A 16,826-nucleotide genomic window follows, 5' to 3' on the forward strand; every position below is an offset into this window, starting at 1 on the left:
TGAAATAAAAAAACTATGGTGTATATGTTAAATTTTTACACTTTTCAACTATTTCCAATACTTGTTCATGAGTAATTTCACCACTTGTTATATATGGATACTTAATTAAAGGGTGCTCTACCATAAAACCTTGGTACTCTCTAATTTCAGCTTCATCACCTTCAGTTACGATACCTCTTATCCAATTTGGCATGTATTCTAATAAAATTTTTCTTGTTTGTTTATTGTTCCAATACTCAAGAAAAAATGTATATTCATCAAAAGCTAACGGCACCAATTGTGTTGATTGTAGGTTTATTTTTTCAGACACTCTAATATCTCTTGATGAAGCTCCAACTGAAATTACATAATCGCCACTTTCAGCAATCCACCTATTTCTTTTTGAATCAAAATAAGAGAAATCATTACTTTCCAATTTAAAAGAAACTGTTTTTTCTTCGCCCGGATTTAATTCAATTTTTACAAATTTCTTCAACTCTTTTTCTGGTCGTTGCAACGTACTTTCTTGGTCTGATACATACAACTGAACTACTTCCTTACCTTTTACTTTTCCAATATTTTTAACTGTTAAACTAACTGTTAAACCTTCTTTATCTGTGGTGTTTTTTGATGATACTTTTAAATTGCTATATTCAAAATTGGTATACGACAAACCGTATCCAAAAGGAAATAAAGGCTCTATTTTTCGTTCATCATAATAACGGTAGCCAACAAAAAAACGTTCACCATACAACACATCGCCTTGTTCACCTGGAAAGTTAAAAAACGCTGGTGTATCTTCTAAACGCATTGGAAAGGTTTCCGCTAATTTTCCTGATGGATTTACTTTTCCAAACAACACATCTGTAATTCCACCTGCACCTGCTTGTCCTCCCAACCAAGTTTCTAAAACTCCTGATACATTTTTAAGCCAAGGCATGGTAACTGCACTTCCGTTTGTTAGCACAACAACTGTATTTTTTTGAACAGTTGAAATTTCATTAATTAATTTATTATGAGATGCTGGCATATTTATATGCGTACGGTCAATTCCTTCAGACTCGTATTGTAATGGTAATCCAGAAAAAATTAAGGCAACATCTGCATTAGCAGCTATTTTTTTAGCTTCTTCAATTAAAGATATATCGTTATCATCCGCTAAATTATACCCTTGTGCGTAGGTTATTTTAATATCTTTTCCATATTCATTTTTTATGATATCTAAAGCTTTATCTAGTTGAGTAGGTTTTACTTGTGAACTTCCATTTCCTTGATATCGAGGATTCACAGCAAATTCTCCAATAATGGCAACTTTCTTATATTTTTCTTTAGTTATTGGTAATACTTCATTGTCATTTTTTAAAAGAGTAGCAACTTCAGCAGCTACTTTTCTTGCAAATGCGTGATCTTTTTCAATATTAAGTTGTATTCCTTCTTTTTCTAAAGATTTAGCTTTAAAAACTATTGTTAGTATTTCTTTTACTAAACCATCTACAACGGCAATATCTAATATTCCATTTTTAATAGCATCTACAACAATGGCATTATTTACAGCACTAACTTTTGGCATTTCAATATGCATTCCTGCTTTCATTGCTTTTACTCTATCAACAATGGCAAACCAATCTGAAATTACAATCCCTTTAAAGCCCCATTCATTTTTTAACTTTTCAGTTAGTAAATATGAGTTTTGAGTTCCGTATTCGCCTTGCACTCTGTTATAGCTAGCCATAACTGTCCATGGCTGTGCTTTTTTTACAGCAATTTCAAAAGGTTTTAAATATATTTCATTTAAGGTACGTGTATCAACATTTGAGTTATTATACATACGCATAGTTTCTACATTGTTTGCTGCAAAATGTTTTAATGAAGTTCCAACGCCTTGACTTTGGACACCATTTATGAAAGCAGCTCCCATTTCACCTGATAAAATTGGATCTTCTGAAAAATATTCAAAATTTCTGCCGCCTAATACTGATCGTTTAATATTAACACCAGGACCCAATAAAACATTTACATCTAAAGCCTGACATTCTTCGCCTAAAGTTTGTCCAACTTTATAAACCAAATCTATATCCCAAGATGCTGCTAAAGCTGAAGCTGTTGGAAAACAAGTGGCTGGTAATTGATCTCCGTAACCTGGTTTATTTGTTGCTGGTGCACGCCGTATTCCGTGAGGACCATCTGAAAGCCAAATCCAAGGAATATCTAATCTTTCAATTGGCATTGTACTCCAATCATCTCTTCCTGAACACAATGCTACTTTTTCTTCAATGGTTAATTGTTCTATTAGTTTCTCAATTTTATTTTGAAGCGCAACATCATTTGCTGATATTTGAGCATTCATAAATGATGAAATTAAAAAAATTGTTATGTAAAAAAAACCTTGTTTCATTATTTTAAACTTTACTTATTTTATTTATCTTCATGTGCTACTTTACCTCTGCGAACTACTAAAGCTTCTCTAATTTCGCGTGCTTTCGTTTCGGTAATATCATACTTCCAAACTAAGATTATGGCTATAAAAGCGGTAACAATTGGAATTGCTATATCCGCAATTCTAAGATTTGTTAAGGTTTCTGTAGTTTGAACTTTAATTGATTCATCAAACCCAATATAATGTAACACAACACCACTAGTAAGCATTGCAATAGCTGTACCTAATTTAACCATCCACCAATACACCGCACCAAACATTCCTTCTCTACGCTCACCATTATTTAGCTCATCTAAGTCACAAACGTCTGCAGTCATAGACATCATTAAGGTAAACAACCCTCCAATACCAAATGAAAGGAAAGGAATTGGCATGAACATTAACCAAGGATTTGTAGGATTAAATCCCCACCATTTTAACATGTAACCAATAATTGAAATTAAAGTAGCCACAATAAAAGCATTTTTCTTACCAAATTTTTCAGAAATTTTTGTAACAACTGGTATTACCAAAAACATAGTGGCTAAAGCAGATATTGAGCCAAACCAAGCTGGCCAATGCCCTGCAGCACCAGTATCTCCGTTAAACAGATAATAAACAATAATAAAAAATGCAAATTGCGCAATGGTTTGAAAGCCGTTGAAAATAAAGAAAGTAGCTCCACATAGTTTTAAAAATGGTTTATTTTTTAATGTTAATTTAATTCCATTTATAAATTCTTTTGCATTGTTAGACAATTCGCTCATGGTTAAATCTTTCATTTTATCCTGATTAGGAACAATCATTTCTTTATTAAAAAGCGCTGGAAGAATTCCTAAAATCATACATAAACCACCTACCCAAATAGCCATAATTTTCGCTCCTTGGGGTGCGCTTTCAAATAACGATTGATCATAAATAATTACCCAAAACCATGGTGCAATAACCCAAGCTAATTGTCCCATAAATTGTGACACCGCCATTAAACGAGTTCTTTCGTTATAATCTGGAGTCATTTCGTAGCCTAAACCTATAAGTGGTGTGGCAAAAATGGTATATCCAACATAAAAGAAAATAGAAATAACTAAGAAATAAAAAAAGTTATACAACTCAGAATTTTCAGGATTTAATTGCCACATTATCATATAGGTAACTCCTGAAATAACACTACCTAACAAAATGTATGGCTTTCTACGTCCCCATTTAGATTTTGTATTATCTGAAATGAAGCCCATAATTGGATCTGTTAATGCATCTATAAACCTTGGCAATGCTCCTAATATTCCGGCAAGAATAGGGTTCATTCCTAATGACATTACTAATACAACCATAAAAACACCTAACGCTGCTGGAAATAATTGATTGGCTAAATGTCCTGATCCAAAAGCTAGTTTTTCTCCAACGGGAACAATGTCCTTGGGATCTGTTTTGTAATGTTTCATTATATATTTGGTTTAGTTTGGTTTGGGTTTGTTTTGTAAAAGGTGCTTTTTAAAAAACACCTTTTACTATTTATTCTTTTACAGCCTTTACTGCTGGTGGTGCAGAAACGTCTTTCATCAACGCAGTTTTATCTCCATTATATGTTTTAGTAATTTGTTGTCCGTCTCTAGTTAATTCTTCAAAAATTCCTGCATCTACCAAATCCCAAATAGCATATTTAGCTTGTCCTTTTAAATTGATTAATCCAAAATGGTTTTCAGATCCTACTGGATTTGCAGCATCTTTCCATTGTTCATCAAAAGCTTCAAAATAGAATAATGAAATTTTATCTTTTGCAGTCCATTCACGCATAAGTTTATAATACGTTCCGGCTTTATATTCATCAGCAGCTCTTGAGCTTTCTTTTCCGTAATGACCATCTGAAATGGTTGTCCAGCCCGATTCACCAATATGAATTGTTTTTGTTGAATCTATACTTTTAACATAGGTTGAAACATCTTGATATTGTTTTTGGGCAAATTCCAATGCACGTTGCATTGCAGCGTCTACTTTTTCTATGTCCGTTAGTTCTTTTTCGTTTTCTGGAATTTCCCAAAACTGCGGGTTGTAATAGGTATTATGCATTGGGTATGTGTGCATAGACACATAATCTACTGCTTTAATAAGTTCTTCTAAATCTTTTGTTTGATAGCTAGGATCTCCACCTCCCCAAGAAGCAAAATCATCGGAACTAGTAATCCATAAATCAGAAGGAAGTTCTCCTTTCTTTTTTAATTCTTGTAAGTGATTTACCCATTTTAAAATTACTGATGGCTGCACATAATAACTTGCTGCCCAACGAACCATAGCCTCATTTCCAACAGCTATAATTTTTACAATATCAGGGTATTTTTTTGCTAATGCAGCGGCTGTTTCAATTTCAACAGCATTTCTTTCGCTTTCTAAATTATGATCTGGCTCTAGTTCTGTCCAAGCATTTTTACAATCTATCCAAGCGCCTAACATTACATACATTTCAAAAGCTGCATCTTCTTTTTTTAGCTCAGAAATTGCTTTTAATACATTTGAAGCTTCCTCTAAATGCACATTATAAGTACGTAGAATTTTAACATTCATTGCTGCTAAAATTTTTAAATCGTCTTTAATTTGATTTACAGTTGGAACTGAATCGCGCGTTGTTTCACGATAACCTCCATAAGAGATTGCTAAATACGCTGGATTTCCTAAAATATCTGCAGCTACTTTATCTTTTTTCACTGGTTCTTCAGATTTTTTAACTGCTTGTGAACATCCTATTAAAGAAATAAGTACTGATAGTATTAAAATATAGTTTAAACTTTTTACCATTTTATTTTATCTAATGTTTTATAATTTCTGAAATTTATTTTTTTAAATACACTTCAATTTTATTGATTTCACCTGTTCTTTCGAATATTTTTTTACTTGTTGAAATATCTAATAACAACTGCTCAAATTCTTTTATTGAATTATTATTAAAATGCACTTTTACACCTTGTTTGTCTACTAATTTGTAAATTATTGGTACTTGGCAATACGTAAAACACAATGAATCTTTAGATAATTCTAATTGTACTTTTTCCTTTTTAATATTGGTGTATTTAAAAACTTTTGATTCTTGTAAAAACTCGGTTCTTCTTAACAATCTTGGATTGAATTTTAACACACCTTCTTCAACAAAAACACCTAGTTCTCCAAATCTACTTAGCACATCTTCTTTAACCTGCCCAGTCATTCCTGGCTGTTGCGCTCCTTTTCCTGCTGGAGTATGCGAGTAAGGATCTGTTGGAAATGCACCATATAATTTTGGTGATTTATCAACTCCAATGCCTGCATTTATTTCGTAATAATGGTCTAATAATTTACCAATTACCACATCGCTTTCATTATTTTCAATTGCCAATAAACACGTTTCCTGAACACTTAATAATAATTTAGAAACCATATGCCAGTAAATTGAACCTAAACCTTCATACCCAAAAAATGTACCTGATCTTCCTGTAAACGATTTATGATTGAAAACACTTTCAAAAGCAGCTAATACTAATTTTGAATCTTTTTCAATTAATGATTCATACTTATCTTCTAGTAAATTTGATAAGGCTTTTTTAAGACTTGCAGCATTATTAAAATTACCATTAAAATGATAGTTTCCTAAAACATCTTTTTCAATAATTTGTGTATTTCCATCTTTTATCAATTGTGATAAAAGTGCTGAATCTTCCACCTTTTTAGTTGGAATGTTGTTCTTTTTGGAGAATCTTGGTAATTCCTTATTTGGATATAAAATATAACTGTATTGATCTTCTCTAAACAAGGCGCTACTTTTCATAGCGTCTAATAATTCTAAAGAATCTTTGCCCGAAATAAATCCTGAACTTAATACTGCTACTTGACCTTCTAACATTTCTGGCAAGTAAGAAATTGATATTTCTTGATCGTTTTCAACAGTCATTAAATTGTAGGCATGATACAAATTGTCTGCGCGTTTATTTGCAAGAATTGAATGATCTATAAACTGAAGTGTAATTTTTGTGAAGTTTAACAAGTCTTCTTTTGAAATAGTTCCTTTGTTACTAGAAAACCCGTTTTCATACACACTATTTCTAAAATTGCTTCCGGCATTTCCTAAACCATCAAGTATTGCTTTTCTATCTTTATCAGAAATTTTTCCTTTTAACAAGTGTTGATTTTCAGTAAAGGTTGAAACTACTTCATTAAAAAATAATGCCAATTCTTCTGAAATTTCAACAGTATTTAATGCTGAATTTGAGATTGTTTTTTCAAAGAAATTTAAAAATCTTCTTAAATAATAAAGAGTAACCATAGATACTCCGTTACCAACCAAAGCGTTGTTAGCATCGTTCCACTCCGGACGTTGGGTGTTTAACCAAATTCCACCTTCAGGAATAAAATTAGATACTTTTGCCAATACTGTAGCTAATAATTTTTCAATTAAATTAACCTTATAAATAAAGTAATTTTCATCTCTCAATAAAGCACCATCAGCACCTAATTCACCTTTCTTTTTATTGATTTCTTCATCTAATTCAACATCAAACTCAATAGTATCTTTTGGGTTTTTTAGAATATCGTGATAACTTTTAATTTTATACGGAACATTTGCATACACAAACAATTCCTGATTAAAATAGCTGGTTAATTTACTTGGGTAATGTTTTTCAATAAATTCTAAAAACTTCAACAAATAAATGATTTGATGATCTCCCCAATAACCAATGTACGACCAAGGGTTATCTGGCTCAATTGTTTCCCAATCAAAACCATCTTTTGTAACACGGTAAGGATTGTAACCATCAAAAGTTGTGGCATTTAAAAACTTATGAATCATACTTTCAATAAACTCTGGGTATGAATGTGCTAAAGCTTCCCAATTTTGAAAAATATCTCTCCAGTTTCCTTCGTAATCTAATATTTTTGAGCCATCAACTTCACTTCGTGTATTAATTGAAAACTTGTTCCAAGGTCTGCTCGGATCACCGTGTCTTCTACTAAACTTAAGTGGCATATATTCAAAACAAAGACGTTTAAAGTTTTTGTCTTCATCTTTTTCGGTAATTTCTTTTAAATAATTAAGTGTAAAAAGGGCTGGTAATTGGTCTAAAATTTCTTCTTTTTTCTTGAATACTTTTTTATTTGCTTTTGAAATATACAGCGTAAAATCGGCTTTTTCAATTTGATAGTTATCATCAAAAATTCCACCACGCATTATATTAAATAACGTGTTTGCAAAATGACGTGTATTGCGCAATGTATCGGCTGTTAACTGCAAACCATCAGCATTGCCATTTAACTCAATTAATTGTTTTGTACCAAACTCAATATCTTCTTCAACAATTGAAATAAGGTTTTTTTCTTTTTTTATTGTTTCAGCAATTTTATTTACAGAAACAATAGACTGATTAACTTCGGCAACGGTAATCCATTCTTTTTTTGAATTAGCAGCAATTAAAATATCAGCACCTATAAAATAAGCACCTTTTTCAGCTTTCATATCTATTTCTTGCTGAATTGGTAACCCTTTTCTGAAATTATTTAGTTGTAAAGATGATAATAAATACGTTGGATTTTCTAAACCTAAAGACCAAACAATACTTGCTTTTAATGCTTCGCTTGGCTCTGCCTTATCAACAATAATGGCACTTAAAGCATAAATTCCCAATCCAACTTCTGTTTCTAATTCGCATTTTTTATACGCATCTACTAAATTGCTGCTTGCATTTTGCAAATCTGAAGAAACACCATGAGGAATTAAATTTTGAAGACCATCTAAAACCGTTAATTTAACTTCGTTATTAGAATTGTTAATGATGGCTGATTTTTTTACAAATCCAAATTTATCACTTGAATTCCATTGGTATTGGAATGTAATTCCCAAATCGTGATTAATTTCTTCAAAAATTACTTTATTACCATAGTTATTTTTGTATAAATTACGTTGCGTTTTATATACACCTAAATAACGTTGTGAAAACGGTTCCCAAAGCATAGTTTTACCTTGAGAATGGATTTGAATGATTGTTTTACTTCCAGTAATTTCTGCAGATTCTGTAATTTTATCATCAGTATAATAAGGAAATAATGCACTATTGCTATTTTTTCTTCCAGCTGTTAAACCACCATTACTTGCAATAAACATCCAATGATTGGAATTGCTCACAATGCTCATAAAAAACGGTCTCATTTCATCTACATTGGAAATTTTATAATAATTTTCATTTCCAATTACAACAGCTTCTCCTTTTACCTCGTCTGCTTCAAATGCAGCTTTATTACTTCCTATGTACATTTATTTTGTATCTTAATATTTTTTTATTCTACTAAAAATGGAATATTTGCAGTAGCAGCATTCGCGTTTCCATCTTCTGCATATGCAAATAATCTATATGCTCCTTTATCCTCTGGCGCTTTAAATTTTAACTCGCCATTCTCTGAAGTTATTATTTTAATTTCAATTGCTTTTGGTCTTTTTTCAAAATCACCACCATCTTTCAAATCTGTACTTTCAGGTAGTAATTCCCATTTAAAATCAATGGTATCATTTTCCAAATCATTAACTGTAAATAGTGCGGTAACTTCTTGATTTTGTTTTAAAATTACATTCTCATACGCTGTTTTATCATTTAATGTATACGATGCTATTTGTGGCGCTCTATTTTCTGGCCATTTTCCACTCCATACATAATGCATCACATCCACAGATTCTGTTTCGTTTCCATTTTCTAAAAATGTACCATACCAAGTTGGGGTTCTTTCTTGTTTTTGTCCCCAAAGAAATACATAAGAACCAACACATTTTAAAGAATCTGCTTCAATAGCAACTTGATATCTTTTTAAATAGTTTGCTGCTTTTACAGTACTATTTTCTTCAATTGGAACTCCCCATGATGTTTTAGGCACTTCCCAATGTCCTGTTGCGCCCCATTCTGTAACCATATACGGACCTTCCCAACCATACTCTTTAATTAATTGCGGTAATTCATTTATTTTACCATACAATTGAACAGATAATAAATCTAAATCGGGACATCTTTCTTTAATATAATTAACTTCTTGTTGAGAAATTCCAGCTAAGGTTGTAGTTGTTAAATGATTAGGATCAATTTCATGAATCATTTTTGAAATATCATTTACAGCATCCCAAACTTTTGGATTTGTGGCTCTTAAATTTAACTCGTTACCAATAGCCCAAATTAATAATGCTGGATGATCTTTTAATTCAGTTACTTCCTTTTTTATACGCTCAAACTGTTCTTTAACAGCAGCTTCATCATTATAATCAAAACCGTGACGTTCTCTGGCAACCTCAATTCCCATAGTTACCATTAGATTATTTTTTAGCGCTTCATCTAAAACTTCTTTACCGGTTTGCTTGCCATTGTCAGTTCTCCAAGTTCTAAAAGAATTTCCTTGGTGTTCAGCCACTGAAGCAATTCTACCAAACTCAAGCCCCGCACCTTTTATATAAAAAGGCTCATTGTTTACATATATTTGAAACTTACCATTGTCGTTTTTTAATTCAACTTTTGCTGGTTGCAGACTTTCTTCCGCCTTTGATTCATTTTTAGGTTGATTTGTATTACAACTTACTAAATGGATTAAAAAAATTAAAAAAATTGTTATTTTATTCATTATAATGATTATGATCTGATTAATAATTCTTCAACTTCCTCTAAACTCTTTCCTTTTGTTTCAACAACATATTTTAAAACAAAAAGTAACGATAAAGCTGCCAACACTGCATAAATTGCGAATGTTATTGTTGGACCCAAATTTGAAAGTTCCCAAGGGAAAAATTGGGTTACAGTGTAACTTACTAATGAATTAAAAAAACCAACAATTGAAATTGCTATACCTTTTACGTTGCCTGGGAAAATTTCCGAGAGCATTGTCCACATAACCGGACCCAATGAAATAGCAAAGGCCGCTACATATAGTAAAATTGCAATTAAAACTAGTGTTGAGTTTATACTAATAAAATTTTTGATTTCATTTTGTTTAAATGATGTAAACTGATTTTCACTTAACAATGGCTTTACAGTATTAAATACTTCGGTTTGAGAATAATAAGAATTCCCATTTAAAGGTTGAAGAGCAGTTTTTATTTCTAAATCTCCAATTTTTTCAATGGTAGTAGTATTAAAATCATAAATAGCATTATTAAAAGCAAGTGTTGCCATAGATAATGAAATTGCCATTGCGGAAGTTCCTATGATTAATAAAGGTTTTCTTCCTAATTTATCAATTAACCTAATGGCTACTAATGTGAATACTAAATTTGTTAAACCAACTACAATTGCTTGTAAAAAAGAAGCATCTGTACTACCTCCTGCTTGTTCAAAAATTGTTGGAGCGTAATAAAATATTGCATTAATACCTGTTATTTGTTGAAAAAATGCCAAACCAAATGCAATAATTACAATGGTTGTCATACGTTTACTAAAAAAATCTGCATAAGTTCCTTTGGCTTGTTTTTTTGCAACACCTCTTAAAATTTCTTCACAAGTATTTTTTGCAAATTCATTACCCCCTATTCTAATAAGAATTTTTTCGGCAAGATCAACTTTATTTAATTTTTGAATTAACCAACGAGGACTTCTAGGAACTAAAAACAATGCAAAAAAGTAAAAAACTGCAGGAACTGTTTCAACACCTAACATCCATCTCCAACTTTCACCTTCAATATCTTTTAAAAAGTAATTTGAAAAATATGCTACAGAAATACCAATAACAATGTTTAATTGATTTAATGAAACTAAACTTCCTCTTAATTTTGGTGGTGCAATTTCAGCAATATAAATAGGTGCAATTAATATAGCTCCTCCAATTCCTATTCCACCAATAATACGCGCTGTTACAAATGCAATGTATGTAGTTGCAGTAGCTGACCAAAGTGCTGATATTGTAAATAATATTGCTGTAATTATGAGTACTTTTTTTCTTCCAAATCTATCGCTTAACGGACCTGCAGTAATGTTACCTGCCATGGCTCCAAAAATTACACAACCTACTGAAAACCCAAGTTCCCAATCAGACATCTGAAAATAGGTTCTAATTCCGTTGATTGCTCCAGAAATTACAGCACTATCAAAACCTAAAAGAAAACCTCCTAAGGCTACAATAAAACTAATGCTAATAGTATATGATTTATTCATAATTACTTTGATTGGGTTTGGTAATAATTTATTTTAAAACAATAGTTTGAATTGAGTGTGCTTCAATATTTAATTTTGCGGTTTTTGATCCAATAGTTAATGTATATGGCAACTCATCATTACTTTGATTCATAGCTACAATAACAATACTATTATCTTTATTTAAAAATGCGGTAGATAGAATTTTATTGGTATTAGACCCATTAGCTACTCTTTTAGCCCCTGGTCTAATAAACTTTGAAAAATGACCAATATAATAATATGAATTTGTAAAAGTTAAATCACCTGTTTTAGTATCTCCATGTACTGGTGAAAAACATAAATTTCCAACGTGATTTGGTCCTCCAGTTTCATCTAACAAAATGTTCCAATCTGTCCAAGCAACTGTTCCATTATTAAAATCATTGATCATAGATTTTCCGTAACGTTCGGCTAATTTTGGATCTTCAGAAGTAATTCTAGTTATATCGTATTTTTCTGTACATCCTTCAGTAAACACTAAATTAATATCAGGGTAGGCTTCATGAACTTTTGCAACGTTATCAAACATTGGTTGTCCATCTTTCCAATCTTCATACCAATGAAAACCAACTCCCCAAACATATTTTGAAGCTTCAGGATCGTTTAAAATTGTAGTAGCTCTTTGGTAAATTAAATCGCGGTTATGATCCCAAACAATAATTTTTTTATCACCCAAACCTTCTTTTTCAAGTGTTGGTCCTAAATAATTTTTTAAAAAATCACGTTCCTCTTCAGCGGTATAAATACATGACTCCCAAATTTGTGTAGCCATTGGTTCATTTTGAATGGTTAACCCCCAAATTGGAACTCCTTCTTTTTCGTATGTTTTTATAAATTTTGCATAGTAATTTGCCCAAGATTGCGCAAATTCTTGTTTTAGTTTACCTCCATGCAACATGCTTCCATTTGTTTTCATAAAAGCAGGTGGACTCCAAGGAGAAACATACATTTTTAACTCACCTCCAGCTGCTGCAATGGCTGCTTTAATAAATGGTAACCTAAACGCTCTATCGTGATCAATATTAAATGTTTTTAATTCAGCATCGCCTTCTTCAATATATGTATAGCTTTCGCTACCAAAGTCGCAGCTATGGATATTTGTTCTGGATAATGAATAACCAATACCTTTGTCAACACTGTAATATGCTTCTAAAAATTTAGCTTGATTTTCTTCTGAAAGTTTATAAAAAGTTTCTGCAGATGCATCTGTAAGTGCAGCTCCAATTCCTAAAAAAGTTTGAAACTCCTTTGTAGGGTCAACTAATATTGCAGATTCGGTTTCTAATGGTTGTTGAAATTCACCAAATTTTAATATTTCTGTAAGTTTTAATTTAATATCAGAACCATGGACTGTTGAATAAACACTAATTTGTTTACCTGTTACATCTATACTTTTAGGTTGTTGTATATTTTCTTGTGTTTCAACACTAGCCACTTTTTTATTACAACTAAAAAATATAAATATCAACACTATTATTACGCCTATTTTTTTCATTTTTTTATTATTTTATTTACCAGATATATGTTGCTACTGATCCTGATTCTAAAGAAGAAACAAACCATTTACCGTTATATTTAATATTGAATATTTCGTTTGAATTCCCATCATTCTCAACAATTAAAACGTTTTTACCATTTGGTGTTTTAAATGCCACATTGTGCAAGTTTCCAGCAATTGTACTTGCTATTCTTGTTGAACCTGTTGGAACGAATTTAGAGGCATGACCAATAATATAAAACCCTACATTTTGTGTATATGAAGAAGTACTTGTAACAGTAATTGCACCTTTACAAGTGGTACAACCCCCATCTGTATGTGGACCAAAAGTAGCATCATTTGCTAAGTTCCATTCCAAAGCATTTTTGCTCCAATTTCTCATAGAACCTATTACAACATTTTTTAAATGCCATTTTAAATCGCCGGCAAAATCGCCATCACTTGATGTATATTGTTCTGTAAAATAGACATCTTTATCTGGATGTGCATTTTTAACCGTAGATAAGGCACTTATATCACCCGCATATAAATGAAACGCCGATCCTGCAATAAATTCTTTAGCATCTGCATCATTTAAAATACTTATTGGATAATTTGGGTTGTCGCAATTATGATCGTATATAATTATTTTTGTAGTAATGTTTGCTGCTTTAAAAGCTGGCCCTAAAGCATTTTTAATAAAACTTGCTTGTTGTGCTGCAGACATATACATACTTGGGTTATTACCAGGATGCAATGGCTCATTTTGTGGTGTAATTGCATCAATATTAATTCCACGAGCTTTCATTTCTTGAATGTATTTTACCAAATAATTGGCATATACATTGTAATATTTTGATTGTAAACTTCCTCCAACGGTGCTATTATTATCCTTCATCCAAACAGGAGGTGACCAAGGAGTTCCCATAATTTTTATTGATGGATTAATAGCCAATATTTCTTTTAATAATGGAATTAAATTTTCTTCATCTGGCGCTAAACTAAATTGATCTAAATTTAAATCAGTTTGCCCCGAAGGTAAATCGTTATATGAAAAAGTATTTCCATCTAAATCAGAAGCTCCAATGCTAATTCTTAAATAACTAATTGAAATTCCTGTTTCACTTGCTCCAAAAAGTTTTTGAAGTAATTCTAGTTTTTTTTCTGGATTAAGATTGTTTATTACCTCAGCACTTCCTCCGGTTAATGAAAATCCAAAACCATCAACAGTCTGATATTTTTGAGATTCATTTACTTCAATGGTAGCATAATTATTAAAATCATCAGAAAATGCTAAAACAATATTCTGTTTTGAAATTTTTACTGAACCGTCTGATTTTGTTAACCAAAAATCAACTTCATTAACTACTTCAGGTTGCGGATTGTTAGTGGTATCTTTCTCTTCAGTAGATGATTTACTACAATTTGATAAAGAAACAAATAAAGCAATAACTATTACTAAAGGTTTCATTGTATTTATTTTTTTAAAGCACATTAATTTTTGAGGTATAATTAAACAAATTTTATGTTGAAGTTTTTATATTAACAACTCACTAAACTAAATTTGTTTTTTTATAAAGAATATTTAATAATAAATTTTATTACCAAAAATACCCAACTTGTATTATAACTTTTAATACTATTTTGTCATTAAAGGAGTGAATATTTTATTGATACACTCTCACATAATCAATTACAAATTGTTGAGGGAAAATTGAGTCATCAACTCCTTGAGCCCCGCCCCAATTACCACCTATTGCAAGGTTCAAAATTAAAAATTGATTTTTTGTAAATGGCCAAGTTGCTTCATTATAAGTTGTAGGCTTGTAAGTGTAATGTAGAGTTTCATCAACAAAAAAACTTATTTCAGTTGAAGTCCATTCTATACCATATACATGAAATTCTTCTTCGGCAGTAGTTAAATCATAACTTTTATGATTTACCGTATTTCCCGAACTTGATGTTGTATGAATTGCACTATGCACTACATCTGGTTGATATCCAACATATTCCATAATATCAATTTCACCACAAGCAGGCCAACTTACCGTTGAAATATTTGATCCTAACATCCAAATTGCTGGCCAAGTTCCTTTTCCGCTAGGTAGTTTTGCTCTCACTTCAACTTTACCATATTTAAAATCAAATTTCCCTTGAGTTTTGATCCTCGTTGAAGTATATTCAGCACCCTCATAACTTTCTTTTTTTGCAGTAATTTTCAAAAATCCACCTTCTACAACTACATTGTTAGCTCTATTGGTATAATATTGAAGTTCATTATTTCCCCAGCCGCTATTTCCAATATCGTAACCCCATTTAGAGCTATCTGGCAATCCAGTACCATTAAACTCATCAGACCATAAAAGACCTGAGTTAATTTTTACAGTAATTGAAATACTCTTAGAAATTTGCTTATCTAAATTATAAGCCGATATATACACTTGAAATGTTTTTAAACCTGATCCTGTATATGTATATATTAAAGTATTTGATGACGTTTCAATTATTTCATCATTTCCTAAATTAATTTTAAAATTAGTGGCATTCTCTGCCGAAAAATTAAATATCACCTTTCCACTACCATCTCCATTAGGATTTGACGTATCAGTTCCAACAATAGTTGCATTAATTATTAAATTAGTTGGAGTTAAATTTAATTCCTCTCCAGAACTAGATCCACCACAACTTATAAATAATGTAAAAGCAATTATTAATATTCCAATAATTGGAAATGAATGTATTTTAGTATGTTTCAAAATGATGTTGTTTAATTATAAAAAATAATAAAAACAACCAGAATTATTAAAATTCTGGTTGTTTGATTGTATTAAAAAGTTTATTGAACTGGCTTCATTTTTATCCACCATCCATTTCCAGTCTCAGTTCCTTGAACTCTAAGGTACAAATAATCTGATGTAGCTTCTAGAATTTCATATTCGCTTTGTAAAGCACCATAGCCAATATAGGCTTCATTAGTTGCAAGTTTAATTGCTATCTGAGTTGAAGGATATGTTGCATCAACAGCAATTCCAGAGCTTGAAGGAACAAAGTTAAAACTTGTTGATCCTCCAGAATATTCGCTATAACATCCTTCGTCACCAGAAGCTGGTATTCCTGGGATATTTGCTAAATCTCCTGTTTTTGTAAACGCTCCATCTGCAGATGCATCTACTGTTAATTTAAATGTACCATTTGCATTTTTAATAAATGTAAATTTTGTACTATAAAAACAAGGTGCGACTTCAAGTTTTTCATCAACGCCAGCAGTCCACCAAATTGGAGATTTTTCTCCCCAAGGACCTACACCGAAATGTGCTGGTACATCTTTATTAACAACCCAAGTTTTTGAATCATCATTAGTTATTGCAGTAACAACTTCAGGATCTGGAACATAATCACTTCTTACAGTTATGTCCTTTGTTAAATTAGATGCAACTCCCCCAGGACCAAAAGCAATCATTGAAATTCTATAGGTATTTACACCTGGATCTGTGAATTTTTGATTTATTGTTCCAGAAGCTAAAACTTTATAGTTTACTGGTGCAAAATCATCAATTTTATTAAACCCAATATGGTACGTAATGGCATCATCTGCATTTACAGTAATAACTACTTCACCAGAGCCATCTCCATTTGGATTTGAATCTGACATACCAACAATATCGGCATTAATTACAAGATTTGAAGGAGCTATTAAATCCCCAAATTCGTAGGTATCCTCTTTACAACCAGCAATAATTACCAATGTTAAAAGAGCAATTCCAATTATATATTTTATGTTTTTCATTTTATAATA

10 protein-coding genes are annotated in these 16,826 nt (G+C 31.4%); all 10 read right to left on the reverse strand.

Annotated features, from left to right (window positions below; genetic code table 11):
• Positions 1-13: 13 nt before the first annotated feature.
• The 10 genes from BM335_RS06820 to BM335_RS06865 all read right to left on the reverse strand — a co-directional run bounded on the left by BM335_RS06820 (position 14) and on the right by BM335_RS06865 (position 16,817).
• Positions 14-2,374, reverse strand: coding sequence for a glycoside hydrolase family 3 C-terminal domain-containing protein (locus BM335_RS06820; protein WP_218157808.1), 2,361 nt, complete (start codon positions 2,372-2,374; stop codon positions 14-16).
• A gap of 20 nt (positions 2,375-2,394) precedes the next feature.
• On the reverse strand, positions 2,395-3,837 hold the full coding sequence (locus tag BM335_RS06825) for an MFS transporter (protein ID WP_090224642.1): 1,443 nt from the start codon (positions 3,835-3,837) through the stop codon (positions 2,395-2,397).
• 70 nt (positions 3,838-3,907) lie between these two features.
• Positions 3,908-5,185 (reverse strand): glycoside hydrolase family 17 protein, encoded by a 1,278-nt coding sequence (locus BM335_RS06830; RefSeq protein ID WP_143102393.1) that lies wholly within the window; start codon positions 5,183-5,185, stop codon positions 3,908-3,910.
• A 34-nt stretch (positions 5,186-5,219) separates the two neighbouring features.
• Positions 5,220-8,666 (reverse strand): hypothetical protein, encoded by a 3,447-nt coding sequence (locus tag BM335_RS06835; RefSeq protein ID WP_090224645.1) that lies wholly within the window; start codon positions 8,664-8,666, stop codon positions 5,220-5,222.
• Between the two features lie 23 nt (positions 8,667-8,689).
• On the reverse strand, positions 8,690-10,009 hold the full coding sequence (locus BM335_RS06840) for a glycoside hydrolase family 2 TIM barrel-domain containing protein (protein ID WP_143102394.1): 1,320 nt from the start codon (positions 10,007-10,009) through the stop codon (positions 8,690-8,692).
• Positions 10,010-10,017: 8 nt separating this feature from the next.
• A complete protein-coding gene (locus tag BM335_RS06845; RefSeq protein ID WP_090224648.1) occupies positions 10,018-11,532 on the reverse strand; it encodes a sugar porter family MFS transporter in 1,515 nt (504 codons plus the stop codon).
• A 28-nt stretch (positions 11,533-11,560) separates the two neighbouring features.
• Positions 11,561-13,048 carry a glycoside hydrolase family 30 protein gene (locus BM335_RS06850; protein WP_090224650.1) on the reverse strand — a complete coding sequence of 496 codons (1,488 nt, stop codon included), beginning with the start codon at positions 13,046-13,048 and terminating at the stop codon, positions 11,561-11,563.
• Between the two features lie 16 nt (positions 13,049-13,064).
• Positions 13,065-14,501, reverse strand: coding sequence for a glycoside hydrolase family 30 protein (locus tag BM335_RS06855; protein WP_090224864.1), 1,437 nt, complete (start codon positions 14,499-14,501; stop codon positions 13,065-13,067).
• 196 nt (positions 14,502-14,697) lie between these two features.
• Entirely contained in the window at positions 14,698-15,786 is a 1,089-nt protein-coding gene (locus BM335_RS06860; protein ID WP_245780626.1) for a glycoside hydrolase family 16 protein, read from the reverse strand.
• Positions 15,787-15,866: 80 nt separating this feature from the next.
• Positions 15,867-16,817 (reverse strand): hypothetical protein, encoded by a 951-nt coding sequence (locus BM335_RS06865; RefSeq protein WP_090224656.1) that lies wholly within the window; start codon positions 16,815-16,817, stop codon positions 15,867-15,869.
• Between the last annotated feature and the right edge of the window lie 9 nt (positions 16,818-16,826).

The sequence above is a fragment of the Lutibacter maritimus genome (assembly GCF_900116115.1).
GTDB lineage: Bacteria > Bacteroidota > Bacteroidia > Flavobacteriales > Flavobacteriaceae > Lutibacter > Lutibacter maritimus.

Coding starts and splice junctions, on each gene's coding strand:
- BM335_RS06820 (WP_218157808.1), bottom strand. CDS start 2,374: ATGAAACAAGGTTTTTTTTACATAACAATTTTTTTAATTTCATCATTT.
- BM335_RS06825 (WP_090224642.1), bottom strand. CDS start 3,837: ATGAAACATTACAAAACAGATCCCAAGGACATTGTTCCCGTTGGAGAA.
- BM335_RS06830 (WP_143102393.1), bottom strand. CDS start 5,185: ATGGTAAAAAGTTTAAACTATATTTTAATACTATCAGTACTTATTTCT.
- BM335_RS06835 (WP_090224645.1), bottom strand. CDS start 8,666: ATGTACATAGGAAGTAATAAAGCTGCATTTGAAGCAGACGAGGTAAAA.
- BM335_RS06840 (WP_143102394.1), bottom strand. CDS start 10,009: ATGAATAAAATAACAATTTTTTTAATTTTTTTAATCCATTTAGTAAGT.
- BM335_RS06845 (WP_090224648.1), bottom strand. CDS start 11,532: ATGAATAAATCATATACTATTAGCATTAGTTTTATTGTAGCCTTAGGA.
- BM335_RS06850 (WP_090224650.1), bottom strand. CDS start 13,048: ATGAAAAAAATAGGCGTAATAATAGTGTTGATATTTATATTTTTTAGT.
- BM335_RS06855 (WP_090224864.1), bottom strand. CDS start 14,501: ATGAAACCTTTAGTAATAGTTATTGCTTTATTTGTTTCTTTATCAAAT.
- BM335_RS06865 (WP_090224656.1), bottom strand. CDS start 16,817: ATGAAAAACATAAAATATATAATTGGAATTGCTCTTTTAACATTGGTA.